Raw genomic sequence first — 26,876 nt, forward strand, 5'->3', positions numbered from 1 at the left:
TTATATGCTGCAATTTGGTATTAAGCATCGACAATCCAATCCACTTGATAGGCTTCAGTAATATCTGGAATGTCTAAGCGCTCGCGCATTCGCTCTATTACGGCTTCTGGTACCATTGTAGAACGAGAACGATTCCGTTGTAATAATTCTTGCCAATCTACTTCCAAATAAACAATGCGAATTCTGCCGTGGTAAGCTGAAAATAGGTTAACTAGAGAACAACGTAATTGCCGAGAAATATTGCTTGCATTCCATACAAAAGATTTTCCAGCTCTCATGTACTCCTTTGCTGTTGCTTTGGCTCTATCCACTACTGGCGCTTGATCGTCTGTAGGTGAAACTTTCATGACTTTTCGCAATTCATCTAAAGATATTACTGTCCAATTCGGTAGATTTTTCTCAATCCAATAGTCTTTGCCAGATGCGGGTAATCCTGACATCATAATAACTTCAAATTTGGTATCGTCAAATGCCAGATAATTGGGATCGCCATTCTCTTTTTGGAAATAGATAAATCGACTAAGATTCGAGGGAAACTGCCAGGGACTATTTAAGCAATTATTCTCTTGACAAAATTCAACAAAATACTCAATTCGTTCCAATAATTGTCCTCGATCTTCACATTCACGCCCGCGCACATCAGCTTCTGCGAGTATTGCCAATAAATCGCATCGGATTAATTGACTGGCTTTAATTACAGCACGTTGAGGATTAGGTTTGTCCCAAAACCAAAGGGGTAAACTGCCATATTGTACCAAGGAAACTATTGCCTCTCGGTGTTGAAATGGTACATTCATTTCCCATGAAATTTGCCGCGCCATTTTTGCCCCCTGACGCACATGCCCTTTTGAGGTAATTCTGCCATCTGTTTCGATTTCAGTGGCAGCAGGTTTGGCGATATCGTGTAATAATGCGGCAGCAAATAGTATCGATCTTTCAGTAGGAGGTAATTCTTGCCAAGCGGGTAATGAAATTAATGCTTCACAGACTAAACGGGTATGGGTTAAAACATCTCCTTCAGCATGATAAAGGGGATCTTGGGGACAATTGGCAAGGGATTGTAGCCAATAAAATTTAGATTGAAGTGATGCCCAATCTAATGTCCAATTGGGAGGAGTTGGAGAGTAGGGAAATAACCAGGGTAGGGATTGAGAAATAGAGTAAGTCATGATATTGAAAATGGAGAATGGAACAGCGGATGCCGTATCGGGCGGTGGGGAATGGAACAGCGGATGCCGTAGAAACCCGGTTTCTATCTACTTCACTAACCTAAAAAGCTTTGTCCATTTCTGTTTCTTGTTCCTAACTTATACAATAATTCTACTGAAATAAATCGACATCCGGACGAAGGAGATTAGGAATAATTGGACGATTTAGCCAATGCCCATCGGATTGTTTGATTGTAGTTAAAAAGCTGGCACGGACATATTTATAACGTTCTTTGACTATTCCCTCCTCTTCTACTTTAATATATAAACCTTCCATTAGTGAACTAGAATCAGTTTGGCTGAGACTTCGCTCTACATCTAATCCTCTTTCCTCACAAACTTGGCGGAATCTTTCTAAATGTCCGGATTGAATGTAATGAGACTGAGTGAGTAATTGAGTGAGTTGTTTGTAGGAGTTAAGCTTACCTGAGAATAGTACGGGGACAGAAAGTAGGGGCAATCCGGCTAATAACTCGTTGCGACGTTGGGTACTGAGAAACTGTTTCTGTTCCCAATCTAACAAATCGTATTCTAGAAAATAGTGGGGCAAGTAATCGTAGAATACAGTATGTTTAGCGTAGAGCCATTCTCCATATAAAATATAGCGACTACCCAAAACATCCCAAAAGGTTACGCTATGACTATATGCCCACTGTTTAAATAAATTAAAGTGCTTTTCTCTCTCTCCTCCAGTTAAATAATGACCGCGACTTTGCAAGCGCATTTGTCCATCGGTACTGAAACTAATAGCTGTGTTAGCACCATCTATTTTTTCTTCAACTACTAAATATTTAGAGGCGATATTGCTAAAGGGGATGCTTTCTAAGTCTTCATCTCCTGGCTGCAATCGGGAGCCTTGAATATGAGGGGTGCGAGGGTATTTGTAAATTTGTTCCATCATCTGTAGCCAAAGTTAAAAGTTAAAAGATTACCCCCCTCACTCCCCCCTTATTAAGGGGGGAAGTAGGAATAAGGGGGGAAGTAGGATTTTTCCGACTCCCTCCCCTTAGTAAGGGGAGGGTTGGGGAGGGGTTTTATTTCTTTCGCAAGAGGTCTATTGTTTAATATTAGCCCCATCATCATCTAATATGCCTTTAACTTCGATATGGGAATTTGTATTGATACCAAGTATTTTGACTATCTAGAGCGATTTCCTCTCGCAACTGGCAAGGTAACATAACTTCTACTTTTGCACCCAATGCTCGTAACCATCTAACTACATAATAGTCTGTAATTCGGTAATAGAGTTGGTAGTAGATATCGGTAGTGGGGCGATGGTGGAGAATTTGTAAAAGAGTATGTCGTTGTTGGGGATTAGGGGTGTATTGTTTGATTAATAGGGCGGCGCGATCGCAGTCTATAATGGTAAAGGTATGGTGGATAGCGATCCCCTCCATATAACTTTGATGAAAATCGCGATCGAATCGCAATATCATCAGCCCTATTTCTTTATAAAAATCACAGCCCCAAGCTTGTTTTAACATAGTGTTGACGACTTTGGGAGTGGGTAAGCGATTTGCTAGATATTTTTCTCTTAATAATTGGGGAACGCGAGTATCTTGCCAATCCAGAGATTCTAGACGTTTAGAAATAATACGATCCAGGCGATATTTATACCAGTTGATTTCACCTCTAGGCGTGCTGCCATAGGCACAGAGATATTTAGCATGTTCCATAAAGTAAATGCAAACGGGATAAACCACACACTCCTTAATTAGATTTTGATGAGCGCTGCGATAGGTTAGTAATAGAGGGCGAATTTCTCCGGAATCCCAAATTTCTTGCAATTCGCTTTGAATTTGATCCACCGTATCTTGGAGCGGACTAGATTCTGGGACAACATAATCCACGTACAAAAAGACGCGATTATTGTCTTCATCTAGTTCCTCTTCTGAAATTTGTTCGGCTAATACTGGAAAACTAGGATCGAGAAAACTAAACCTACCCAAGGCACTAGCTACATAAGCTTGTGCTTTAGGAGTTAAATTGGTATCAAGGCTATGGTTATTTGATTCGCTAACAATTGGCAAGATATTCGCACGGTGATACTGTTTACTCCTACCAGTCACATTGGTTAGCCGTTGCAGCCAATTGCGACTGATTAATAAATCAAAATCGCTCTGAAGCGATTTGCGAACCTGAGCAAATAGTCGTTCTTCTAAAAGCTGTTCTATGTCAGAATTAGGAATAGGAACTTGTTTTTGTAAAGAATGTTGCCACTGGGCAATATCCACTTCATAATCCGATAACCATTGCTTAGTTTTTTTATTACAAGCACAATTGGAGTCTTGATGATTTTCGATATCTTCCTGCTTTTCATCCTGATGATTTTCAGTAAAGAAAGCTTTGCGCCAATCTGTATAGGTAAAGGAATTGGGCAGAGCAAGATATCCATCATCGCTGTAAAGCCAACGTAATAATACCCAGAGTCGCACCGCACGGGTAAGATTCTGGCTTTGCTCTAGTGCGCCCTTAGCGAGTTTTTGTAGTAGCGCTGGTTTTGGAGGGGTGTGAAAGGTTATATCCACTGTCGGTTTAGGAATTTATCGTGTGGTTTCTAGGGTAGCAAGTATCGGAAGGGGGGTATTCCGATAGGTGTAATAATGGGGGAGACAGTTGAGAAGGATGGACAAACTAGCTTTATGAGTACATCTGAGTTTGATAAGTACAAAGTTGATCATCTGTTTTTGCTGATTGGCGAGAATCCTTTGCCAAATTATGTGGCGGCTAGGCTTTTGTTAAATAACGGCGGTACGCCCTATCTTGTGTATACAAGCGGTACAGACAAGTCAGCAAAACGTCTGCAAACAATATTGAAGAATGAGCCAATTGGGTTAAAGGAGGCTCAACTTGTAGCACTTAATGATTACGAATCCGATGCTTATCACATTCAAAAAGAAATTCGTGACAAGTTAAACACTATAACCAATGGAACCATTGGATTAAATTATACTGGTGGTACGAAAGCGATGGCTGTACACGCTTACAGAACAGTTTTCAGTGAGTGTCCCGACACTGTTTTTAGTTATCTCGATCCGCGTAGATTGGAGATGTGTATTGATCGAGAAAATGCCCCCCGTATTCCTATTAAAGTTAAACCTGCATTAGTGCCAGTAAAACTTGCTAAAATTTTCCAGATACATGGATGGATGTGGAAAGACAAGTCAGAGCCTATTGATAAGCCAGAATTACCTGAAGCCGCCAAAGCTTTTGCTGCGTTTCATAACAACGGTGAGTTAGTAAATTTATGGCGTGATTGGTGTAATGAAGTTTTGCGAAAAGTAGCCCGAGATGAAAAAGATAAAAACAAATGGAAAAAGGAAACTAAGCTAACAGAGCTTTCTACTTTGAGCATAGAGAAGCTGAAGTCGAAGGAAGGGATCATGAGTAACTTGATTCATTTAGGAGTTGTGGGTGAGGATTTATCACTTCAGGCTATCAAAGAGAAAGGACTCCAAAGCTTAGAAGCTGCCTGTAAATGGTTAGACGGCGAATGGTTAGAGCATTATGTTTTACAGCAAGTGCAAGAAATTCCTGAAGACTTATCTATTCACGATAGCGCTACTTCATTTTGGATTCGGAATCCAATCGATCCTAAAAATACTAAATTTCAGTTTGATGTTGCCTTCATGCGAGGATATCAACTCTTTGCGATCTCTTGTACAACTATCGCCCGCAAATCTGATTGCAAATTGAAGCTATTTGAAGCTTACATCAGAGCGCGACAACTGGGTGGAGACGAAGCGCGAGTTGCACTAGTCTGTTGTGCTAGCGAGAAAGATGTGAATGCCCTTGAAACAGAAATTGTAAATGTTTTTAATCCTGCTCCAGAAAGTGGAAAAAGAGATCGCAAAATAGCCGTATTTGGACGGGAGGATCTCATCGATTTATCGAGCAAGATTGAAGCATGGGTTAAGCAAAACGATAAGGATGCAAGATGAAAAAGTTTACTGTCACTGTACTAGACACCACTGGAATTCAACCCTACATTTTTGGAAGTAACCGTCTGCGCGAAAATATTGGTGCATCCTACCTAGTCTCTCAAGCAACGGACAACTGGGCGAGAAATGCTTTAGATACATTGAAAGCAAAGATAAAGCAAAAAATTTACGCTTTCGCTCCTGAAAAACATCAACCAGATGCCAAACCGCGCATCGAAGATGATGAATTAGCTGCTGAATTAGTTTATGCGGGTGGTGGCAATACAATCTTGCTATTTTCAGACAAGCAATATGCGGTGGAATTTACTCAAATTTTGAGCAAGCGAATCTTAGAAGAAGCACCAGGAATTAATCTTGTAGCTGTTCATCAAGAGTTTGATTGGAATACTGAATCTCTCTATAAGGTGGTTCAGAATTTGATGAAAAATGACTTGGATGCAAAAAAGCGAAGTCGGATACCCTCTGCACCATTGCTAGGTTTGGGTGTGACTGCAACTTGTCGATCGACTCAGTTAGTCGCTGTAGGTGAAAGTGAAAAATTTGAAGATGATGAACCCTATCTTATTTCAACAGAGATTGATGCAAAACTCAAAGTGGTTCGTCAAGCTAACGATCACCTGCAAAAAATGTTTGCCACTTCTTTAGGTTCGTATGAATTCCCTCTAAGAACAGATAAGATGGGTCGTTCAGAAGGGGATTCCAGCTATGTTGCTGTTATTCATGCTGATGGTAATGGTATGGGAAAACGCTTTCAAAAATTTGGCGAAAAGCTGTCTAACCGCAACTACATTATCGCCATGCGTCAACTTTCCCACAGCGTTAATCAGGCTGGTATCAATGCACTAAAAAAAGTAGTAGAGATACTGGTTAATTCCATTAAGGTAGATACCGATGGGAAAAGAAAGGTAAAGGGACATTTTGAAATCAAAGATAATTACTTACCATTCCGTCCTCTAGTTTATGGTGGTGATGATGTCACCTTTGTTTGTGATGGACGCTTGGGACTAGAACTGGCGGCTATTTATCTTGAAGAACTTGCAAAACCAATTGCAGATGGTAAGGATATTAAAGCTTGTGCGGGAATTTGTGTTGTCAAAACTCACTATCCCTTTGCACGGGCTTATCAATTGAGTGAAGACTTATGTCGAAAAGCTAAAAGCTTTGTTAAAGATGAGAAAAAATTGGGCAAAGAAGATTTTTCGGCTTTAGACTGGCATTTGGCAGCTAGTGGCTTAATTGGTTCAATTTCGGAAATTCGCGATCGCGAATTTCAAGTACCCGCAGGTAGTTTATCAATGCGACCTATCAGTTTAAAAAAAGAAATCGATAGCGATTGGCGTACTTGGCAAGGTTTTACCAAAGTAGTCAAGCACTTAAATGAAGATGAAGATTGGAAAGGTCGTCGTAATAAGGTGATTGCCTTACGAGATGTACTGCGTCAAGGAATTGAAGCAACTCAGAAGTTTCTCAAAAACTACAGAATAAAGGATGAGCAACTGCCAACTTTCCCAGAATTTAGCGGTCAAAGTAAAAGTTTAGCTGAGAAAGGTTGGTTGAATGGAGTTTGTGGTTATTTTGATGCCATTGAAGCGATGGACTTTTATATCTCATTGAGGGAAGAATCAGATGCCGATTTACAGACTGAAAATAAAACTACTGAGTGATACAACATTTGGACGGGGAGATGGAGTCGCAGGTTTAATTGACCAAGAAGTCGAACACGATCCTTTTGGTTTTCCGTACTTGCGGGGACGTACTCTCAAGGGATTGCTGAGTGAAGAATGCGATAACTTAATTGCAATCTTGACTAATCATAAACAGGATTGGGAAAGAGTTGCTTGCAAGCTATTTGGGACTTTGGGGAGTACCATAGGGACAATGGGAGCAGTTCATGTTGGTGACGCTTGTTTGCCAGAAGATTTACGTCAAGCTGTTGCTTTCCAAATTGAGGACAAAACTTTAACAAAAACAGAGGTACTTGATTCCCTAACAACTATCCGCCGTCAAACTTCTATCAACTCACAATCCGGTACATCGGATGAGGGGAGTTTGCGTTCATTTCGTGTAGTTTTGCGCGACATTTGTTTCACTGCTGACTTAATTTTTGAGAAGATACCAAGTGATGAAATGCTATCACTTGTAGCTGTGGGTTCGCTAGCACTTCGGCACTTGGGTAGCGGACGCAATCGAGGTCGCGGTCATGTTCAATGTACCCTATACGACTCGGAAGGTAATGACGTTACCCATCAATATGCTAACTATTTTGGTCAGGAAATCAAGGAGAAAGTTGGATGAAAGCAATTACTTTAACATTGGAAACTCAGCAACCAATTCTCGCTACTTCATTTCAAGGCGATCCCAATAGCGATGTATCTTACTCTTACATTCCTGGCAGCATGATTCGCGGTGCAATTATTGGGCGTTACATGAGGCAGCATCATTTCTCAGAACTTGACTTAACTAATTATAAAGTGAAGCGATTGTTCTTCGATGCCAAGAGTCCGCGCTACTTAAATGCTTATCTTTTGAGTCATGAAAAGAAACGCACTCTTCCTCTACCTTTATCTTGGTTCAAGGATAAGGATGAAGAACTTAAGGAGAATTCATCTATAACTGTCTATGATTTCAGTATTGATCGAGGAGATGAGCCAGAAACTCCTAAATCTGTGGGTGAATACTTTTGGACTAAGAAAGGTGGAGTAGTTAATTTATACAAAGACAAGCGGCGGATTAATATTCATAATTTTCGCGATCGCCAAAAAGGACGTTCTACAGATAACCAAGGTGAACTCTTCCGCTACGATGCCCTAGATGCGGGACAAACATTTCAATCAGTCATCCTCTGCGAAGATGGAGACGCGATCGCAATTCAGATGTTATTAGTAACCGAACCAAACCTCTGGTTAGGCGGTTCTCAAAGCGCCGGATACGGACATACCAAGATTATCGACTTAAAAATTATTAATGATTGGGATGAAATTGGAGATCCAGCAGAAAACCGTGAAAATGATGAAAATTTAAGCATTACACTTTTGAGTGATACACTTTTAAGGAATGAATGCGGTCAGCCTGTAGCCGATCCAATGTTAATTAAACAAGCTGTTGAGGAAGTGTTAAATATCTCATTACCTGAAACTAGCAATATTTTTGCTGGTAGCACTTTAATTGGTGGATTTAACCGTAAATGGGGATTGCCTTTACCTCAAGTGCCAGCATTAGCAGCAGGAACTACGCTCGTTTTTGAAGGTATTGAGATTAATGAATCACAAATTAAACAACTTGAAGCTTATGGAATTGGAGAGAGAAGAGAAGATGGTTTTGGACGAGTTGCTGTAAATTGGCTACAAGATGAATTTTTTTCAGCTAGCTTACCAAATTCATCTGATACATCTAGTCTGCCTACCTTGGAAGATAAAGCATCTCGTCTTTTAGCTGAGAAGATGGCACAAAGGTTGCTAGAACAAAAGCTAGAACAATATCTTCAAACAAAGGTGGGATATTTAAAATTGGATGAAGGCATCACTAACAGCCAACTGTCACGACTACAATCTGTTGCACGACAAGGGCTTCCCAATGGCGATTGTAGTTTAGTTATCTCGCTGCTAAATAACTTACCATCGAATGCTAAGAGTCAGTTCGATCGCACAAAAATCGGCGATAAATCATTCAGACTACAGCTAGATGAGTGGCTGGGAAATCCGACAGATTGGATTAATAGTATAGAAGTAAAAATTGCTGATGTAGAGCGAAAATTTGATGACAATATCGCTCGACAAGATAAGCTAGCAGAAAAGTACACGCTGCGGCTGATTATGGCGGTAGCGAAGAAGGCAACTAAGGAGAAAAAACAATGAGTAAAGAACGCCTAAACCGCAATCAGCATCCGATCGCGAAACGCATCATTGTACGGGGTATCTTAATTTTAGATACGCCGACTTGCTTGGGAAGCGGTGACGCAGATAGTCCAACGGATTTAGCATTGTTACGAGATAGTGTTAGTGACTGTGCGCTTTTAACTGGTGCATCAATTGCAGGTGCTTTGCGGAACTACTTGCGCGAGTATGAACAGGGATATGGTGTAGAGGAACAAAATAGCGATCGCGCCACAACCCTATTCGGTGGAACTCGTCGCGATCCTGATGGAGAGCAAAGTCCATTAATTATCAATGATGCGATTAGCACTAAATTACCCGTAGTTGAAATCCGCGATGGAGTGAAAATTGATGGCGCAACTGGTACAGCAGATGATGGAGCAAAGTATGACTTGGAATTACTAGAAGCTGGAACACAATTTCCTCTTTGTTTTGAACTATTGGTGGAAAAAGAGACTGATGAATCCGAATTGAAAAAAGCGCTGGCTATAGCTTTAAGAGGTTTAGAAAAAGGTGAAATCAGCCTTGGGATGAAAAAGCGGCGGGGTTTTGGTCGCTGCAAGGTAGAGAAGTGGCAAGTTTGGGAGTTTGATTTACGCAAGGATAAAGACCGAATAGAGTGGTTAAAGTTTGACCACTGGAATAGAGAATTATCAAATAAAAGAAAGTTGTTTGAATCGATTGTAGTAGCACTTGGAGGAATATCGCTTAAGCAACAGATTGATCGGCGCGATCGCCTGTTTATTCATGCCAAATTTAAACTAGCAAGTCCCTTACTTATCCGTTCTAGTCAAGACTTAACTAAAAGATCGGCGAATGATAACAACTCAAAACTATCTCTGCCTGATGTTGTACATCTGCGATCGCAAAGACAGGGAAAACCTAAGCCAATTGTTTCTGGAACAAGTCTAGCAGGTGTGTTATGGCATCGAGCAGAGCGAATTGTAAATACACTAGGCAAAGACTTAAAGATTGTTTATGACCTGTTTGGTAAAGTTGATGAACAGACTAAAGAAGCTAAAGCAAGTCGCTTAGTTATTGATGAAAGCGTAATAGAAAGTACAGACGATCTAGTCCAAAGTCGAATTGCTATTGACCGCTTCACAGGTGGCGCTTATCACGGAGTATTGTTTAGCGAACAGCCTATTTTTGGCATTGAAACAGCTGAGGAACAGAAGAAAAGTAAAAAAGGGAAAGAAAAGTCTAAACCTACTCAAAAAAATAAACATATTGAACTTAAGCTAGAACTTCGTCAACCAAAAGAATATGAAATTGGTTTGCTGCTGTTGCTACTCAAAGACTTGTGGACAGGTGACTTACCTATAGGCGGTACGAGTAGCATTGGACGAGGACGGTTCCAGGGAGTAGAAGCAACTCTAACTTGGCAACAACCAGAAAAAATAGAGCAAAAATGGATAATATCTCAAAACAATGGGAAGCTCGAATTTACTGGAGAGGATAAACAAAAACTGGAAAATTTTGTTAGCATTTTTGTGGAGAAAACAGCATGAATCAGGAATTATGTCAGACATCAGTTGAAAACCTTAGCGAAGAGTCGCTTAAGGATTGGCTCAAGCAGCAGGCGCAGAATTATCAATTACCCTATCTGTTAGCTCATGCCGAAGATGGAGTTATCTGGGGACATTTTGATATTGATAGTGGGACGTTAACAACCGCTAGAGAGATATTTATTGAATGTAATTTTCCTAAATTGTGCTTGAATACGCTGCAACAATGCCGAGTGTTTGGAGAAGCAGGTGAAGTGTTACTATGGAATAGTAATGGAGAATGGCGATCGCGCCCAGTTTTGCAAAGTAAAGTTTCAGAGTTAATTGCTCAAGACAAAATAGGTTTAATTCCAGAAACACAAATTCTCTGGGGTACGCAGGGAAAAACGAATGGTAACTTTACCTTACTGTCAGATGGTTCTCAAGGACTCAAACACGCTGTTCCGATCCCCGTAGAAGAAAGTTACTTTAGAAAAGATAAAAATGAACTGTATCGTCCAGTGCGACTAGAAGTAAACCACTATTTTTGCTACAACTCAGATGGAGTAGCAAGAATTTTTCTGAGCCGTCTAGTATCTCTCAAAAAGGAGAAAATCTAATGAATCTAAGACATTTAAAGCAAGTACCTGACGATCGAAAAGCGATCGCTCCCTATAATTTTGTCGAACTTCCTAATAAAGTTGTCCCAGCCCAAGTTGAATGTAATGGTAAACTGCGAGATAACGATCGTTATTATAGCGATCGCCACACTGGTAAAATTATCTGTACGCTCAAGACAGAATCACCTCTCTACATTCGTTGTGGTCTAAATCCTGTTGATTTCGCAACTTTTGGCGATACTTCCAATGAAGATTTGACACCAGAACAGCGTAAAAAGAAAGCTGAATTTTTCCTGCATCCTGCAAATAATCTACATCCTGTTCTTCCAGGTAGCAGTTTACGTGGAATGCTGCGAACTTTGGTAGAAATTATCAGTTTTGGTAAGATTGAGCGAGTGTCAGACCAACAAAAATTCTTCTTCCGTGCTGTTGCGGCTGAAAGTGACGATCCTCTCAGTAAACTTTACAAAGATCGACTCAAAAATGTCAAAGCTGGTTATTTAGTTGAAACTAAGGAAGGTTGGTTTATCCGTCCAGTTTCTCAAACTGTTAATGGTAAGACATTGACATTTGTTTTGGTTCAGGAAGATCGAGGTGAAAAAAGAGAACCTGGCGAACAAGATATCAAAACAATCGCCACCCATTTCGCTCCTATATTTATCACTTTTAACCAGACTGGTTATGTCCCGCAGTATCAAGAAGTTAGTTTTGAAACTACTTATACGAAAAATGGACGTATTTTTGCCAAGAATATCAGTGCCGATCGAGAACAGTTTAAATATAAGGGTGTAATTGTCACCAGCGGTAATATGAAGCATGAAGGCAATACTACTGCATCACCTCGTCAAAATCACTGCATAGTCTTGGAAGTAAAGGATACTAATTTTAGCCGAAGTTTAAACACAGACATAAAAATCGATATTGAAGCTGTCAGGTATTATCGCAACTCGCTAACTGATTTTCAAAAGCAAATACCATTTAATGAGAAAATGGGAATGTTGCATAAAGGAAGACCTGTTTTTTACTGCGAAGCAGAAGTAGACACACCAGTAACTTTATTTGGTCAGAGTCCTAACTTTCGTGTCCCATACTCTCCCAAAAATGATGGTCAAGCAGCTTCAGCGGCTGATTTTATTCCTAAAGAAGTTGGAGAATCCGATCTAATTGATTTGGCTGATGCAATTTTTGGCTTTGTCAGGGGGAAAAAAGACAAAACAGAAGCAGATACTACTGAAAATAGCAAAGAGAAGCGAGAAAAATCTCGTGCTGGACGTATCTTTGTCAGCGATGCTAAATATAAAACTGATGAGGATGGAATCTGGCTGACTGATGACACAATTACACCGCAAATTCTGGCTAGTCCTAAACCAACAACATTTCAGCACTATTTAGTGCAACCGGAAGATACTCAAGCTGCAAAAATCAAGCTCAAACACTATGGCAAGCCAATTACAGAAACAGTAATTAGAGGGCATAAACTTTACTGGCATAAAGGCAATGTTAGTCAGGAGAGAATTAAAGCAGACGCTACGGAAGCAGAGATCGAACAGAAGCAATCTCAGTACACTGAAATTAAGCCAATCAAAGCTGGTGTTGATTTCGAGTTCAAGATTCACTTTGAAAATTTAAGTGATGTAGAATTGGGCGCATTGCTATGGATATTGACTTTGGCAGGAGACGATACTGAAAAACTCAAGATGATAAACCTTGATGGTAAGGAAAAATATCGTCTTTCTCTTGGTATGGGTAAGCCTTTAGGAATGGGTGCTGTGGTAATAGAATATAAACTTGTCCTAAACGAACGCTACAAAAATGATCCTGAACAGCGATATACTAAGCTCTTTGATGGAGATAAGTGGCTCACGGGCGACAATTGTAAGGATACTACTGACAAACAAAAACACTGTTTCGATAAGTTTGAACAATATATCGTCAACAATATCAGCATCAAAGATTGTCCCCAAGGCTTTCTCAATACAGAAAACCGCGACAACCTAAATTTAAAAGATATACCGCGTATCCGAATGCTTTTAGCTATGTTGAGTTGGAACTTCCCACCATTAAGTGAAACGCGATACATGGAAATCGAACGCACCCAACAACCCCGCTTAGGAGATGATGAAAATGAATATAAAGAGCGTCGAGTTTTACCAACTCCATTTCAGCTCATGAATCGACTTAATGAGGATAATCGGCAATTGCACCACTCCCCAGCACCTTCTAATCCATCATCACAAAATCAAGGGAATGGGGGAAATCGCAATGCAGCAACTCAAAGACCTCCGAAACCACCAAAACGTTAATGCGATCGCCCTTTCCACTCCCCATCTCATCAAGGGCGATCGCCTATCTTATGCACTTGCAAAAAACCGCTACTCTTACAATAAATTAACTGATTTTTCCAATATCTGATTATAACTAACATATTCAGTTAAAATAGAAATAGATTGCATCAAGGAGCAAATTATGATTGCTAATCGTGAAGACTATCAAAAAATGACGGCTGAAGAATACTTAGAATGGGAAGCCAAGCAAGAATTTCGCCATGAATACATTGACGGCGAAATTTTGGCTATGACAGGCGGTACTCTTCCTCATAACAGTATTGCGTTAAACTTCTATACAGCACTAAGACCTCACCTACGTCAGAGAGGCTGTGCAGGTTATGTGTCAGATGCCAAAGTTCAGGCTCGTAAAAACAGTCGTTACTTCTATCCCGATCTAGTTGTCACTTGTGACGCTGATGACTTGAAAGCCCGCGACTTTATTCAACACCCTAAAATCATTGTTGAGGTTCTTTCTCCGGGTACAGAAAATTACGATCGCACAAAAAAGCTCAAATATTATCGCCAGATTCCGAGTTTACAAGAATACGTGTTAGTGGATTCAGAAGAAATAACCGTTGAAGTTTATCGTCGAGGTGAAGGTAAAATGTGGCTTTATTATGTGTATGAAGCTGGAGAGGCGATCGCTTTAGACAGTATTGGGTTTGAATCTGCGATCGACCTGCTGTATGAAGGTGTTAACTTTGAACAAAAGTTAGAGGCTCAGTAGAGATTAAGTTAATTCATTGAATTATAAGGAGATGTATAATGAATCCTAGAGAAGCGATGCTAAAATCAACTCCATAAAATACCCAACCTAAATTTACGAGTTTATTATGCCTTTCAGCGCTTATAAAACTATCGATGCCGTTGTCAAAGAATTTCAGATTACCTACACCAAATCTAACTTTATTATTGAAACAGAATTTCCTATCCCCGACTACTTTCGAGAAGATTTGGAAATCGTCATCCAGGATGGTGCAGCAGACTGTTCGGAATATGCCATTTGCGAAAATATGATTTATCCAGTTTTAAAGGAAATTTGGAAGCAATATCGTCGAAAATTTATCTTGTGGAGTCATAAATCCTTAACCTACGATCAAAATCTATCAGGATTTCCAGAGTATATATTAGCGAAAAAGTCTCCCTTGGGAAATGTTGTATTTGACAAGCCTTACTTTTTGTTAGTTGAGGCTAAACAAGATAATTTTGAAAATGGATGGGCGCAATGTTTAGCTGAAATGATTGCCGCACAGCGACTTAATGACAATCCCGAGCAAGAAGTATTTGGAATTGTATCCAATGGCGATATCTGGCAGTTGGGCAAACTCAAATCTAATGTTTTTACTCGCAATCAAATCTTTTATACAATTCAAGCATTAGATAAACTTTTTGCGGCGATCAATTACGTGTTTCAACAGTGTGAATTGCTCCTGGATGCTGAAGCCAAAAGCCAAAATTGAACAGCAGAAGTCATCCAAGCCGCGCGGAATGGACGACAAGTGTTAGTATAATTTAATATAGGTAAAAAAATGACGAAAATTGATGGCAAAGTCAGCGATTTATTGGCGGCAATCCTAGCCGAATCAGAAGCAATGGTAGATACAAATCCTCCTGAAACTCTCAATCCGACTACTGTAGAGGAATTACAACAAAAATTGGAATATTTTCTCATTTTAGATAGTTTGGGAGAACTTCTGCAAAAAATTCGCAGCGATCGCGGATTGACTGTTAGAGAAATGGCGCGTGAAGTGCAAAAAAGTCCTGGCAGGATATCTCAAATTGAAGGAACACGCGATCGCATAGAGTTGAAAACTCTGGCGCAATATGCCAATGAGTTAGGCTATGATGTCCAAATTGCTCTCGTTCCGCGAAACGATCGCGAACCAGCTCTTTTTGCTCCCATTCCACTGTCGTAAACAATAACAACGCTTAACTCGTAACTTGAATTAGAGGCGATAGCGAAGCCCGCCGCAGGCATCGCTCTTTTCCCTACAAGCGATCGCGCAGCTTACCCTTCGCGGAGCGTCTCGTAGAGAAGCGATGCTAAAATCAGCTCAATAAAATACCCAACCTAAATTTAGGAGGTTATTATGCCATTCAGGGCTTACAAAACCATCAGTTTAGTCCTCAAAGAATTTCAAATTACCTACACCGAATCTAATTTCATAGTAGAAACCGAGTTTCCTATCTCTGACTATTTCCGAGAAGATTTAGAATTTACAATGCGAGAAGGAGTGGTTGATAATTCTGAATTTGCCGTTTGCGAAAATTTGATTCATCCAATTCTCAAAGAAGTTTGGAAGCGCTACTATAGTAATTTTGTTCTATGGAGCCATCAATCTCTCACTTACGATCAATATCTTTCAGGATTTCCTGAATATATTTTGGCTAAACGTTCCTCATTAGGAAAAGTTGTTTTTGAACAACCTTATTTTTTGTTAGTTGAAGCGAAACAAGATAACTTTGAAAATGGATGGGCACAATGTTTGGCGGAAATGATTGCGGCACAGCGACTGAATGAAAATCCAGAGCAAGATGTCTTTGGGATTGTATCAAATGGGGATCGGTGGCAATTTGCCAAACTAAAATCTAATGTTTTTACTCGCAATCAAACGTTTTATACAATTCAAGAATTAGACAAACTTTTTGCGGCGATCAATTACGTGTTTCAACAGTGCGAATTGCTGCTGAATGCTGAAATTAGCGATCGCACTTAAAGACGATCGCCCTTTCCCCATCCTCAAATCATCTCAATAAAATACCTGACTTAAATTGGAGAATTTATTATGCCATTCAGCGCTTATAAAACTATCGATGCCGTTGTCAAAGAATTTCAGATTACCTACACCAAATCTAACTTTATTATTGAAACAGAATTTCCTATCCCCGACTACTTTCGAGAAGATTTGGAAATCGTCATCCAGGATGGTGCAGCAGACTGTTCGGAATATGCCATTTGCGAAAATATGATTTATCCAGTTTTAAAGGAAATTTGGAAGCAATATCGTCGAAAATTTATCTTGTGGAGTCATAAATCCTTGTAGCTGCGGTTTTAACCGCTAACGCCAAATCAACAGGATTGAAACCCGCGCAGGCGGGTTTTGTCTGTGTAGCTGCGGTTTTAACCGCCAGTTGAGAATGGTGCAAGTTATCAATTTTAACGGACTTAAGCTATTAGACAGTGCCTGATAGCCACTGGCGGTTTTTGCCACTGGTGCAAGATCTGAGTATGAAGGGGTTACATTTGGCGATGAATAAGAGTTACTGATTCTCCTAGCTGACGGGGTGACAAGCCGCCCCGTCAGGTTTAGATCCGTAACAGCTTATCGCTACCTCAAGTAGTATATTCGGCGTTAATCTTCACGTAGTCATAGCTCAAGTCACAACCCCAAGCAATGCCTTTACCATTACCATTACCAACACTTACGGAGATTAAAACTGTATCATCCTTCAGATAAGCGCCTCCTGCGGCTTGCTTCATATAAGCACTCGCGGCACTACGATCGAATGGTAAGGGTTGACCATTTTCCATCATCAGGAAATCGCCTAACTGAATCCGCAAATTGGCTTGATCGAATTGTACACCAGCACGTCCTGCTGCTCCAGCAATTCTACCCCAATTAGGATCGCGACCAAATATGGCAGATTTGACTAAAGATGAACCAACAATAGTTTTCGCAATTTGACGCGCTCCCTTATCATCAGGTGCGCCTGTAACTTGCACTTCAAGTAAACAAGTTGCCCCTTCCCCATCCCGTGCGATCGCTTTGGCTAAATGCTGGCAAACTGCTGTTAGCATTGCCTCTAACTTTTCGGCATTTGCGCCCATTTCCGTAATCGCTGAGGTGCGAGACTGACCATTAGCCAGAGCAATTAGAGTATCGTTAGTACTAGTATCGCCATCTACAGTAATTTGATTAAAACTTTTATCTGCTGCCCGACTCAACATCTCTTGCCATAAAGAAGTCGAGACAACCGCATCGCAGGTAACAAAAGATAGCATCGTTGCCATATTAGGATGAATCATCCCCGATCCCTTAGCAATACCACCCACTCGCACCGGGCGATCGTCAATAATAGTTTCCAGAGCAATAGATTTGGTAACTAAATCCGTAGTCACAATCGCTTGCGCCGCAAGATCCGAACCAGTTTCCGATGCCGATTCTACCAATTTAGGAATACCCGCCAACAAAGGCTCCATCAGAATGCGGCGACCGATTACACCAGTGGAAGCAAGTAAAATAGAGTCTGGGGAAATTTGCAATGCTTCAGCCAAAGCCTTCGCACTAGTCAAAGCATCTTGCCAACCTTGTTCGCCTGTCGCCGCATTAGCTTGCCCAGCATTCACCAGAATCGCACGGGCACTAGCTTTCTTTTGCAACCGTTCTCGGCAATAATCTACACAAGCAGCACGAACGTAACTAGTTGTAAAGACACCAGCCGCGATCGCATCCACATCTGAGACAATCAAAGCTAAATCCGGAAGTCCTGAAGGCTTCAATCCAGCGGTAATTCCTGCTGCTCGATATCCTTTAGGAGCGGTAACGCCACCTGTAATTTCCCGCCAATCTGACATTATTCCTCCCTTGACACTCCCCGGTCTCAAGACAAGGGGAGTCTTATATTATCACGGCTGCAATTCATTCTGCAACTGCCAGTGGCTCAAGCCAAGCTCCGCTAATATCCCCAGAGTAAAGTCATGGGGTTTTTAGACTATTTTGTACACCGCGCAATTAAATACCTTGTTAGATTCTCCACAGATCTACTCAATTACTGCCTGAGTATCCTTGTTTGCGTGGCTTAAAACTTCCTGGCAGCCAAACAATAAAATCACCTCCTTTAATGTCAGCTATTATACCATTGATATGGGGTTTTTAAACCTCACTGGTTTCCATCCCCCGGATGCGATCGCGGGGGCTTTCAACCTCGTCTCTTGTAAGTTCTTAACTCCTCAAAACTCTAGACATTGCCAAATGTCGGAATCACACTAATGCTAGGGCGAGCAAAACTGGGCAATTCAATGCGAGTGATATTGCGGTTTCTCACAGCAAGTCGATAGCTGACACTTTGCAACTCGGCGTGGAGTTGGCGATTTTCCCGCTGTAACATTGCCACTTTCTCGCGGACAGGTGCCATCCGTTCGGCAAATTTCTGACGGTAAATCTGAGGTAGTTCCTGGACTACTTGCTCTAACATACGGGAACGGTCAGTTAATTCCTGAACCGATTGCCGCAATTGATAAATTTCCTGATCCCGACTAGCAATCTGGTCTTGGTAAAACTTGACCTGTTGCTCAACATCTTGCAATTGTTCTCGCAAGAGTCGCATCTGAGCCTGGTGACGCTCAGAAACCTCTGGTGGAGGAGTAAAGTTGGCATTCCCCTTAACCAAGCGAAATAGTTCTTGAGAGAGCTGCTGCACGAGCTGATCTCTCAGATGCAAATCTTCTCGCAGACGGGAAACTTCAGTTTGTAGGGTTTTTAAGGTTGGGGCTTCACTCTGGCTCACGATCGCTTACAGCTCCGAATATATAGTATGTATTGGATTTCCAATGGCACAAGACGAGGGGCAGGGTTAATCTCATCACATTGCCAGGGGGTATGGATTACACTACTATATCTTCTCCTCTGGGAATCGTACTGGCAACTTTTGTCATCTGTGGCTTAATTCGATCCGACTGCTCAATTACAGATCTACATAAATTGACTTTTTTGTCAATTATCCTTATCGATCGTCAGCTAAAAATTAGTTGTTTGAAGTATAACTTGTAGTACGCCAATCTTTTGCCCCCTGCTACTTGAACCTAAGCCTAGACTGGCTTTCAATTCGGTGATTGGCAATTTTTTAAAAATGGTCATAAAAAACCAGTTTATAAATATTTTTCTAATTTGGAGATCGTACTACGTTCCTGCCACAACGTCAATACTATGGTTAGAGGTGCTTAACGTTAATTAACATTGTCAGGAAATCGAGATGTACTTGAATAATTTAAAAGCCAAACTCGGAAATACGAAATTTTACTTATATATATAGGAGGAAACTCCCATCCCGTTGGAGTGGAGTCTGGTAATGGTAGGTGAAGTGCCAGAGAAACCAGATAAACTGGAGAAACCAGGTTTCTTTGGGAAACCCAGTTTCTTTTGGGTACTCGATCGAGATGAAAACGGCTATAGCTCCTCAGTGCGATCGCGATTTCAACTAAAATTAAGGGAAATTGAGATCCAGAAATAGCCTAAATGAGTTCAGTAAAGAGTGGAACCCAGATTAAATTCGGTACAGATGGCTGGCGGGGAATTATCGCCGATGACTTTACCTTTGCCAACGTCTGTAAAGTCACCCGTGCGATCGCAAGTTACCTAGAAACCGCCTACAGCAAAGATCGCCCTGTCCTAATTGGCTACGATCCTCGCTTCCTGGCAGATCAATTTGCCCAAACTGCTGCCCAAATCCTGGCAGACTTAGGCTGGACAGTAAAAATCGTAGACCGAGATTGCCCCACCCCCGTTATCGCCTATAACGCCCGTTTGCTTAACTCAGCCGGGGCGCTGATGTTTACCGCATCTCACAATCCTGCCCCCTATTGCGGAATTAAATATATCCCCGATTACGCCGGACCTGCTACTCCAGAAATTACTGATACCATTGTCGCTAATATCGAAGGAGCCAGTAACGAACCACCAACGGGGAAAAATAAGGATAAAATTTCTACCTTTGACCCTAAACCAGAATATCTGAAATTCATTTACACCTTATTAGATGTAGAAAGGATTCGCAGTGCCCATCTAAAAGTGAAATACGATGCTCTCTATTCCACCTCTCGCGGCTATTTAGATGTAGTTCTCGATTATTGCGGTTGCCAAACGGAAACCTTTAATGCCACTCGCGATGTTCTCTTTGGTGGGGGAATGCCCGAACCCAAAGCAGAACAATTAGTAGGATTAGTTGCAGCAGTCAAAAACGATCGCGCGGATATCGGTTTAGCCACTGATGGCGATGCGGATCGTTTCGGTGTAGTAGACGAACAAGGAAATGTCCTCACTCCCAATACTATACTTCTATTACTAGCCCGTCACCTAATTAAAAATAAAGGTAAAACAGGTGCAATTGTCCGAACAGTAGCCACTACTCACTTATTAGATAACTTTGCCAATAAATACGGTTTGGAAATCTACGAAACTGCCGTCGGATTTAAGTATATCGGCGAGAAAATGCGGGAAATAGATGTCCTGATTGGCGGTGAAGAATCTGGCGGATTGAGCATTATCGGACATATTCCCGAAAAAGATGGGATTTTAGCCGATATGCTGGTGGCTGAAGCCATTGCCTACGAAGGGAAACCTTTGAGTCAATTAGTGGAAGAAGCGATCGCAGAAGCTGATGGTCCACTGTATAATCAGCGTCTGGACTTACATCTGGACGATCCTCATAAAGCTGCTGTTCTCGATTTCTGTACTAAAACTCCCCCTACTGAGGTAGCCGGAATTAAAGTCAAAGAAGTTGGTCGCAAAGATGGCATTAAACTCTATTTAGAAGAAGGTAGTTGGGTTTTACTTCGTCCATCAGGTACTGAGCCTCTGATGCGCGTATACCTGGAAACTAATTCTATTGAAAAGCAAGGAAAAATTGCGACAGCAATGGAAACAATGATTGCTAAGATGGAACCAGTTTAATTGAGATTTTGGTTGTTGGTTATTTGTTGTTGGTTGTTTGCTAGAAATAGCCAACAACAATCTTGCCATCTGCTCTATAGAAATCCTAAATAGGTTGTCATATTTTCAAGTTCAGAAGTTTTGCTGTGAAAAATGCTAACCACGGCTGGTATCCAGATATTGTTGGTCTTGGAAAACATTATCGTATCTGGACTTGTGACGAGGTTATTGATGTTGTTAGTTGTACAGAACCAATTATTGAACTTCTAAAATAGAAATGGTACAGGATAATGGAGGAAGAATAACTAAAATTTTATGTCAGTTGCCCAAGCCAGGAGACTATCAAGTTATTATGTTCAGTATAGAAGAGAAAAATAACCATCTTCGTCAGGAAAAGATTCCGATTGGTCAAATTAGATTTCATTATGGGCAGTAGCAGATTATCTATGAAAGTATTTACTAATTTATTGAGTGCAATAATTGTGGCAGGGTGGATTTCTGCGATCGCAATTCTCTCTGTACAAAACTATACCGCAGTCTCAGTAAAGTTTCTGAGCTTTGAGTCCATTGAAATGCCTGTGGGGATTGTTTTGGGGTTTGCTGTGGGGGTAGGATTGATAGGCGGTGCGATCGCTCCTTTATTATGGCAAGTTACAGGACTTGAGGGAGAGTCTTATGATGAAGAGGAGGATTAGGCTATTCTTTGTTTATTCCCTTCGTTTTCATAAACCACTAAGACACTAAGACACCAAGAAGGGGAAGAAATAGATAATCTTTTAGGCAAAGGAATGTTATTATTTTGGTAGCGCGATCGCATTTAAATCAAAATTGCCAAATGGTGTAAGCTGGGCATAACGTCCACTATCATTTGAGTGGGTGAGTTCTAGATTTAGATAGCTCGGTGGTAAATAGGGCAAACGTTCCGCCCATTCGATTGCGACTATTCCTAGTGGGGTTTCTATTCCTTCCCAGTAGGTTTCTACGTTTAATCCTTCTACTTCTCCTGATTCCAGACGATACAAGTCTAAGTGATAAAGGGGGATTCGTCCTTCTGGATACTCGTTAATTAATGTAAAGGTGGGACTAACTATTGGCTCTATGATTCCCAATCCCTCTCCAATTCCTTGTACTAGGGTGGTTTTGCCAGTACCCAAATCTCCTGAAAGTAGGATAGTGCTTCCAGGAGGAAGGAATTCTCCCAGCTTTACACCTAGGGATTTCGTTGCTTCGGCGTTGGGAAGAAAGATTTTGGTCATTACTCGAAAAGATTAAGAAAATATAAATTATAACTGATTAATAACATTCGTTAAGTATCTTGTCCAAAATGAGAAAATTAAACAGTAATGCGCTTAGAATGATCCCAAAGATAAAATTCTGCGATACAGGAGGGAGCCATGGTTTCCTACGCGGTAAATAGAAGACATCTGACGGTCAATCCAGGTGACATCATTGCCAAACAACCTCAAACTATTGAGGAAAAAGCCAAGCAGATTGCAGTAGATGCACCTGATATTACAGGCGATCGTATTAAAGTTCCAACTTATTTCGTTGTCGAATACCCAAATGGTGAAACGAAAGCTTTGCACCATGTCAGGGATGCTAAACAAATTTCCGATGTGATTCGCCAAATGCACTTTGAGGAAGAAGAAGAAGTAACTTCAGGTGCGCGAGAAATACAACATGAGTTAAACCTGACAGGTTTGATCTTCATCTTGGCATGTTTCTTAATCACAAGTATCGTACTAGTTGGGATTTTTTAGATTCCTTAGTACACCCCAGAAACCCGGTTTCTTTGAGAAACCGGGTTTCTCTGTACCTCACATACCTGAAAATTGCTGTAACTAAGTCCAGAAGAAGGGGGATTCCTGACGTTGTTACCCGCGCTGCTTCCTCCTCGCGTTGGACTAACACATAGCTCTCGAAGGGCGCGATCGCATAACGTGCCCTATCCATTCACTTTTCGGAGCAAGTACCTGACAGAGCGATGCTTCCAGAGATAAGGATATTAAATTACAACGTATCATTTAGACATACAAGCGACACGATAACTCCGTGTTATCAACAGCTATTTACCAGCTTTTATAAAGTTTCTGTGAAGTTAAACCCCTTTTCAGCCAACATTCGATGAAGATTTGATGAAGTTTATAAAAACCCCTAGACAGACTATTTATGTAGCGGTTATTGTTTACTCATGGGAATAAATTAAAGATTCAACTATCACACAGCTCCAACTATCACAAGGAATATTTCATCATGGCTCTTAAATCTACATTCGCTATTCTCGGATTAGTTGCTGGCAGCACTCTAGCTTTGTCTGCTATACCCGCTCAAGCTGCTAACTTGTTTGGCAATAGCGGTATCAAGTTTGACGAGACTACCACAGTCGATTTTTGGTTCGTGCAGTCTAAAGGTGCATTCAAATCAACCTTATCTGTCGTAGAAAAGGCAGCGCCGACGACTTCACTAGGAGTGCTGTTTAAAGAAAACGTGGCATCTTTAGGATCAGCTAATGATTTCCTCGGAACTTGCCCTGAAACAGTTACTTCTCCTACCGGAGAGTGCCACAACTGGTTCACCTTTACGGGTGGCGTAGAGTACAGCTTGCTGCTAGACTCTGGTAACAACGGAAATGTATGGTCAACAGATACTCTAAATACTCCTGTTAAGCCGCAGGCATTGTTCTCCTTCGTAGCTACCCCCGAGCCTGGCAAGTATACAATTCGGTTCGATGATAAAGGAGCAGGTGACGATGCAGACTTCAACGACTTCACAATCATGGCTCAGATTAAACCTGTACCGGAGCCAACAGCATTGGCTGGTTTAGGTGTAGTCGCTGGGGCATTAGCATTCTCTCGTCGTCGGAAGAGCGATCGCAAATCCTAAGCTCTTGAGTTAGGCTGTAAACTAGTTTAATATTTTTGTAGCAGACAATTGCCAGTAAGTATCTATCTTGACTGGCAATTTGTTTGCTTTTGTTTTAGATAAAGTATCTAAAATCAAAGTATCTTACTTATTCGGTTGCGGTGTCATCCGCAGGTAGGGTTTGATGACAGTGTACCCTTTAGGAAACCGTTCCTTCAACTCTTCTGGATCTTTAATAGTGGGGACAATTACACAGTCATCACCATCTTTCCAGTTGACGGGGGTAGCCACCTTATAGTTATCGGTTAACTGCAAAGAGTCAATTACCCGCAAAATCTCATCGAAGTTGCGACCAGTACTGGGAGGATAGGTAATGGTGAGTCGTAATTTCTTCTGAGGATCGATGACAAAGACAGTCCGTACCGTGACGCTAGCATTAGCGTTGGGATGGATCATATCATAAAGATCGGACACCTTTTTATCCGCGTCCGCCAAAATCGGGTAGTTGACTGTGGTATTCTGAGTTTCGTTAATATCGCAAATCCAGCCGCCGTGGGATTCAACACCGTCAACACTCAAGGCGATGACTTTAACATTGCGCCCATCGAATTCGGGTTTTAGCTTTGCGACTTCACCTAACTCAGTAGTGCAAACAGGAGTGTAGTCGGCGGGGTGGGAGAAGAGTACAACCCAGCTATCCCCTGCCCAGTCGTAAAAGTTGATCTCCCCTTCGCTAGATGCTTGGGTAAAGTTGGGGACTGTATCGCCTAATCTTAGAGTCATATCTAATTTTCTGTATCAGGACAGACAATGTTTAATCGGTCTTGAATTATAGCGTGCAATAAGATGAGATGATAGAAAACAAAAATTAAACAAACCAAAGAGGGGTACTTCTCTCTTGAGTTTCGTTTGTCTGTTGTTCGTTTTTCCGTTGTAAGGAGGAGAGTTTATGAAAAGCTTGGTTCGTCTAGTAGTTCTATTGGGATTGTTAGTAGGCAGCTTAGGCTGGTTCGGAATGTCTCAAAGTGCCATGGCAGCGCCGATGGATTGGACTCAGGTAACTGGCCAATCATCCCCTGTCTTGATTGCTGAGGCTGAGTATCGCAACTCTGCTGACGACAAGTTAGGGACTGAGTTTGGTAAGAAAGTCGATTTGAATAATAGTGACGTGCGAGACTTTCTTCAGTTTTCGGGCATGTATCCCACTCTAGCTGGCTTGATTATTCAGAATGCCACATACGAAACTGTAGAGGACGTTCTCAATATACCCGGACTCACCGATCATCAGAAGGAATTGCTCCAAGCTAACCTTGACAGTTTTACCGTCACTGAAATTTCTGACACTTTTACTGAGGGCGGAGACCGCTACAATGCTGGTGTCTACTAAAAACTGATTAACTGCAAGTCTGAAGACTGAGTAAGGTCAATAAATTGCTACAGAAACCCGGTTTCTTTAAGAAACCGGGTTTCTATTGTCAGTTGTCAGAAGAGATAGATACCTGACTATGTAAAAATGACTACAGACAGATGAAAGGTAACGATCGCTATTTACTTAACCTAAAAGACACGCCCTAACGGGTTCCAGCACTCCGAGATATTCTCGGTCCGCCTTTGTCAGGAGGCTGGAATGCGATCGCGTACCCATCGATTGACTCGATGGCTTTTGAAATATTTATATTTTTACCTACCAAGGATTGCTCTGATGAAGTAGTACCGGGCAGATTGATTTGGATACTGGCATCAACTAGCTTGTGTCCCAACAAGTGTAAGCCGAGCAATAAAGTAGCGATACTAGTGAGGCAAAGATAATTCTCCATACTTTCAACTCATGTCTCTGAGATTCCTTAATTTATTATATTCATCTCAGTAGATATTCGTAAGTATCTTCATCCAATCTTTGAAAGCCACAAGTCCCTTCACGCAAGCTTTATTGAGTTATTTACTAAACCTTTATATATCTATTCGTAGGGAATAAACTACATCAAAAAATTACATTTATCTCCGAGAAAATCATCAAATTAAAATATAACGGTCAAATTATTTACTTTTTTTTTATCTTTGATATGGTATAATGATGGGTTTGATGTAAAAATGACCCAATCGAGCGAAAGGCCAAAGATGTAACTTTTGAGACGATGCTCTGGGTGAAGTAGTCTTAGTCTTCCCCTGGCATCAGCGCAAGATAGCCCTAGGGGTAGCACAGCTTGCCAAGACAAAAATAGCTCTATCGTAGAATAGAGGAAATTTAGCTCGGCATCCTGCCTGTGATGAAACGAACAGGCAAGATGCCTGTTCTACGTCCTAAGATGGAACGGAGCAAAGATTCCTGTATTTCCACCAGATCCAACTTTATCATCACCCATTCAGTCCACATCTGCTGATAGTCAGGTACAGGATAATTCCCAACAACAATCTGAAATATTACAGCCATCTGAAGAGTTAGCAGAAAACGAGGAAATATCCACTGAAGCAGAAAATATTCAGAGAGATGATTTGGGAGAAGGAGTTTCTGACGATGAAGAGAAAGAATCCGATTCGGAGCAACTGACAGAATTAGAATCGACAGATAATCCTGAAACTCAATCCCAAGAAAAACTAGATTTACAGGCTAAATTTTCCAAGTTAGAGCAATTTGGTTACAATGGGGCAAAGATTCCTGTATTTCCACCTAATCCAGATTCAAAAGCAGCAATTCAGCCCAAGTCTGGTGTTAGTCAGGTAGAGAATAATTATCAAGAGAAACCTCAAGGATTACAGTCAGATGAGGTAGAAAAGGAGAATGATAAAATATCGACTGAAGGGGAAAAGATTCAGTTTGGTGGAGGGGTTTCTGGTGATGAGGATAATCATAAACTAATTCAGCCTCAAGTAGTGGCTGGGGAATCATTAGCTCAGGCTCAAGTAGCTGAA

General features: G+C 41.2%; 28 protein-coding genes and 1 pseudogene. 20 read left to right on the plus strand and 9 right to left on the minus strand.

Annotated features, from left to right (window positions below):
- Positions 1-20: 20 nt before the first annotated feature.
- From NJ959_RS01595 to NJ959_RS30385, 3 genes are all read right to left on the minus strand, one after another.
- Positions 21-1,169: an AAA family ATPase gene (locus NJ959_RS01595; RefSeq protein ID WP_254009988.1), complete on the minus strand. Its 1,149-nt coding sequence runs from the start codon at positions 1,167-1,169 to the stop codon at positions 21-23.
- Positions 1,170-1,320: 151 nt separating this feature from the next.
- A complete protein-coding gene (locus tag NJ959_RS01600; protein WP_254009989.1) occupies positions 1,321-2,109 on the minus strand; it encodes an RNA ligase family protein in 789 nt (262 codons plus the stop codon).
- 193 nt (positions 2,110-2,302) lie between these two features.
- Positions 2,303-3,736 carry a TIGR03985 family CRISPR-associated protein gene (locus tag NJ959_RS30385; protein ID WP_254009990.1) on the minus strand — a complete coding sequence of 478 codons (1,434 nt, stop codon included), beginning with the start codon at positions 3,734-3,736 and terminating at the stop codon, positions 2,303-2,305.
- Between the two features lie 75 nt (positions 3,737-3,811).
- Between NJ959_RS30385 and NJ959_RS01610 the strand changes: the two genes are divergently transcribed.
- From NJ959_RS01610 to NJ959_RS01665, 12 genes and pseudogenes are all read left to right on the plus strand, one after another.
- Entirely contained in the window at positions 3,812-5,149 is a 1,338-nt protein-coding gene (locus tag NJ959_RS01610) for a Card1-like endonuclease domain-containing protein (RefSeq protein WP_254009991.1), read from the plus strand.
- Complete coding sequence (locus tag NJ959_RS01615) at positions 5,146-6,813, plus strand: Cas10/Cmr2 second palm domain-containing protein (protein WP_254009992.1); 1,668 nt, start codon at positions 5,146-5,148, stop codon at positions 6,811-6,813. Before NJ959_RS01610 ends, NJ959_RS01615 begins: the two co-directional genes overlap by 4 nt.
- Positions 6,776-7,444, plus strand: a complete 669-nt coding sequence (locus tag NJ959_RS01620) for an RAMP superfamily CRISPR-associated protein (RefSeq protein ID WP_254009993.1) — start codon at positions 6,776-6,778, stop codon at positions 7,442-7,444. The genes NJ959_RS01615 and NJ959_RS01620 overlap by 38 nt, the downstream gene beginning before the upstream one ends.
- Complete coding sequence (locus NJ959_RS01625) at positions 7,441-9,003, plus strand: CRISPR-associated protein Csx10 (RefSeq protein WP_254009994.1); 1,563 nt, start codon at positions 7,441-7,443, stop codon at positions 9,001-9,003. Before NJ959_RS01620 ends, NJ959_RS01625 begins: the two co-directional genes overlap by 4 nt.
- Entirely contained in the window at positions 9,000-10,532 is a 1,533-nt protein-coding gene (locus NJ959_RS01630) for an RAMP superfamily CRISPR-associated protein (RefSeq protein WP_254009995.1), read from the plus strand. Before NJ959_RS01625 ends, NJ959_RS01630 begins: the two co-directional genes overlap by 4 nt.
- Complete coding sequence (gene csx19 / locus NJ959_RS01635; protein WP_254009996.1) at positions 10,529-11,128, plus strand: type III-D CRISPR-associated protein Csx19; 600 nt, start codon at positions 10,529-10,531, stop codon at positions 11,126-11,128. Before NJ959_RS01630 ends, csx19 begins: the two co-directional genes overlap by 4 nt.
- Positions 11,128-13,431, plus strand: a complete 2,304-nt coding sequence (locus NJ959_RS01640) for a TIGR03986 family type III CRISPR-associated RAMP protein (RefSeq protein WP_254009997.1) — start codon at positions 11,128-11,130, stop codon at positions 13,429-13,431. Before csx19 ends, NJ959_RS01640 begins: the two co-directional genes overlap by 1 nt.
- A 163-nt stretch (positions 13,432-13,594) precedes the next feature.
- A complete protein-coding gene (locus NJ959_RS01645; RefSeq protein ID WP_254009998.1) occupies positions 13,595-14,182 on the plus strand; it encodes a Uma2 family endonuclease in 588 nt (195 codons plus the stop codon).
- Positions 14,183-14,288: 106 nt separating this feature from the next.
- Entirely contained in the window at positions 14,289-14,915 is a 627-nt protein-coding gene (locus NJ959_RS01650) for a hypothetical protein (protein ID WP_254009999.1), read from the plus strand.
- Between the two features lie 69 nt (positions 14,916-14,984).
- A complete protein-coding gene (locus NJ959_RS01655) occupies positions 14,985-15,371 on the plus strand; it encodes a helix-turn-helix domain-containing protein (RefSeq protein WP_254010000.1) in 387 nt (128 codons plus the stop codon).
- Between the two features lie 174 nt (positions 15,372-15,545).
- On the plus strand, positions 15,546-16,172 hold the full coding sequence (locus tag NJ959_RS01660; protein ID WP_254010001.1) for a hypothetical protein: 627 nt from the start codon (positions 15,546-15,548) through the stop codon (positions 16,170-16,172).
- Positions 16,173-16,241: 69 nt separating this feature from the next.
- Positions 16,242-16,496 (plus strand): annotated as a pseudogene (locus NJ959_RS01665) (hypothetical protein); the annotation flags it as partial.
- Between the two features lie 293 nt (positions 16,497-16,789).
- Here NJ959_RS01665 and argJ read toward each other — a convergent pair.
- Positions 16,790-18,031, minus strand: a complete 1,242-nt coding sequence (gene argJ / locus NJ959_RS01670; protein WP_254010002.1) for a bifunctional ornithine acetyltransferase/N-acetylglutamate synthase — start codon at positions 18,029-18,031, stop codon at positions 16,790-16,792.
- A gap of 383 nt (positions 18,032-18,414) precedes the next feature.
- Positions 18,415-18,963, minus strand: a complete 549-nt coding sequence (locus NJ959_RS01675) for an Npun_F5560 family protein (protein ID WP_254010003.1) — start codon at positions 18,961-18,963, stop codon at positions 18,415-18,417.
- 543 nt (positions 18,964-19,506) lie between these two features.
- On the opposite strand from NJ959_RS01675, the gene NJ959_RS01680 reads away from it, so the two are divergent.
- The 4 genes from NJ959_RS01680 (at position 19,507) to NJ959_RS01695 (ending at position 21,799) form a co-directional block, all read left to right on the plus strand.
- Positions 19,507-19,686, plus strand: coding sequence for a hypothetical protein (locus NJ959_RS01680; RefSeq protein ID WP_254010004.1), 180 nt, complete (start codon positions 19,507-19,509; stop codon positions 19,684-19,686).
- Between the two features lie 5 nt (positions 19,687-19,691).
- Complete coding sequence (locus NJ959_RS01685; protein ID WP_254010005.1) at positions 19,692-21,125, plus strand: phosphoglucomutase/phosphomannomutase family protein; 1,434 nt, start codon at positions 19,692-19,694, stop codon at positions 21,123-21,125.
- Between the two features lie 256 nt (positions 21,126-21,381).
- Positions 21,382-21,540 carry a hypothetical protein gene (locus tag NJ959_RS01690; protein ID WP_254010006.1) on the plus strand — a complete coding sequence of 53 codons (159 nt, stop codon included), beginning with the start codon at positions 21,382-21,384 and terminating at the stop codon, positions 21,538-21,540.
- A gap of 10 nt (positions 21,541-21,550) precedes the next feature.
- The gene (locus NJ959_RS01695; protein ID WP_254010007.1) at positions 21,551-21,799 is read left to right on the plus strand and encodes a LapA family protein; all 249 of its coding nucleotides are present in this window, start codon (positions 21,551-21,553) and stop codon (positions 21,797-21,799) included.
- A 99-nt stretch (positions 21,800-21,898) separates the two neighbouring features.
- Here the strand turns inward: NJ959_RS01695 and tsaE are convergent, their stop codons facing one another.
- A complete protein-coding gene (tsaE, locus tag NJ959_RS01700) occupies positions 21,899-22,360 on the minus strand; it encodes a tRNA (adenosine(37)-N6)-threonylcarbamoyltransferase complex ATPase subunit type 1 TsaE (protein ID WP_254010008.1) in 462 nt (153 codons plus the stop codon).
- 138 nt (positions 22,361-22,498) lie between these two features.
- Here tsaE and NJ959_RS30550 point away from each other — a divergent pair, with 138 nt between their 5' ends.
- Positions 22,499-22,864 carry a hypothetical protein gene (locus tag NJ959_RS30550; RefSeq protein ID WP_373693583.1) on the plus strand — a complete coding sequence of 122 codons (366 nt, stop codon included), beginning with the start codon at positions 22,499-22,501 and terminating at the stop codon, positions 22,862-22,864.
- Positions 22,865-23,357: 493 nt separating this feature from the next.
- A complete protein-coding gene (locus tag NJ959_RS01710) occupies positions 23,358-23,987 on the plus strand; it encodes a PEP-CTERM sorting domain-containing protein (protein ID WP_254010009.1) in 630 nt (209 codons plus the stop codon).
- A gap of 123 nt (positions 23,988-24,110) precedes the next feature.
- Here NJ959_RS01710 and NJ959_RS01715 read toward each other — a convergent pair whose 3' ends face one another.
- Positions 24,111-24,749, minus strand: coding sequence for a peroxiredoxin (locus NJ959_RS01715; RefSeq protein ID WP_254010010.1), 639 nt, complete (start codon positions 24,747-24,749; stop codon positions 24,111-24,113).
- A gap of 166 nt (positions 24,750-24,915) precedes the next feature.
- Between NJ959_RS01715 and psbU the strand changes: the two genes are divergently transcribed.
- A complete protein-coding gene (psbU, locus tag NJ959_RS01720; protein ID WP_254010011.1) occupies positions 24,916-25,353 on the plus strand; it encodes a photosystem II complex extrinsic protein PsbU in 438 nt (145 codons plus the stop codon).
- Positions 25,354-25,537: 184 nt separating this feature from the next.
- Here psbU and NJ959_RS01725 read toward each other — a convergent pair whose 3' ends face one another.
- Positions 25,538-25,783: a hypothetical protein gene (locus tag NJ959_RS01725; protein ID WP_254010012.1), complete on the minus strand. Its 246-nt coding sequence runs from the start codon at positions 25,781-25,783 to the stop codon at positions 25,538-25,540.
- Positions 25,784-26,211: 428 nt separating this feature from the next.
- Positions 26,212-26,397, minus strand: coding sequence for a hypothetical protein (locus NJ959_RS01730; RefSeq protein ID WP_254010013.1), 186 nt, complete (start codon positions 26,395-26,397; stop codon positions 26,212-26,214).
- A gap of 62 nt (positions 26,398-26,459) precedes the next feature.
- On the opposite strand from NJ959_RS01730, the gene NJ959_RS01735 reads away from it, so the two are divergent.
- A partial coding sequence (locus NJ959_RS01735) for a hypothetical protein (protein ID WP_254010014.1) occupies positions 26,460-26,876 on the plus strand: 417 nt, incomplete at its 3' end.

The organism is Limnofasciculus baicalensis BBK-W-15 (genome assembly GCF_024178385.1).
Classification (GTDB): Bacteria; Cyanobacteriota; Cyanobacteriia; order Cyanobacteriales; family Coleofasciculaceae; genus Limnofasciculus; species Limnofasciculus baicalensis.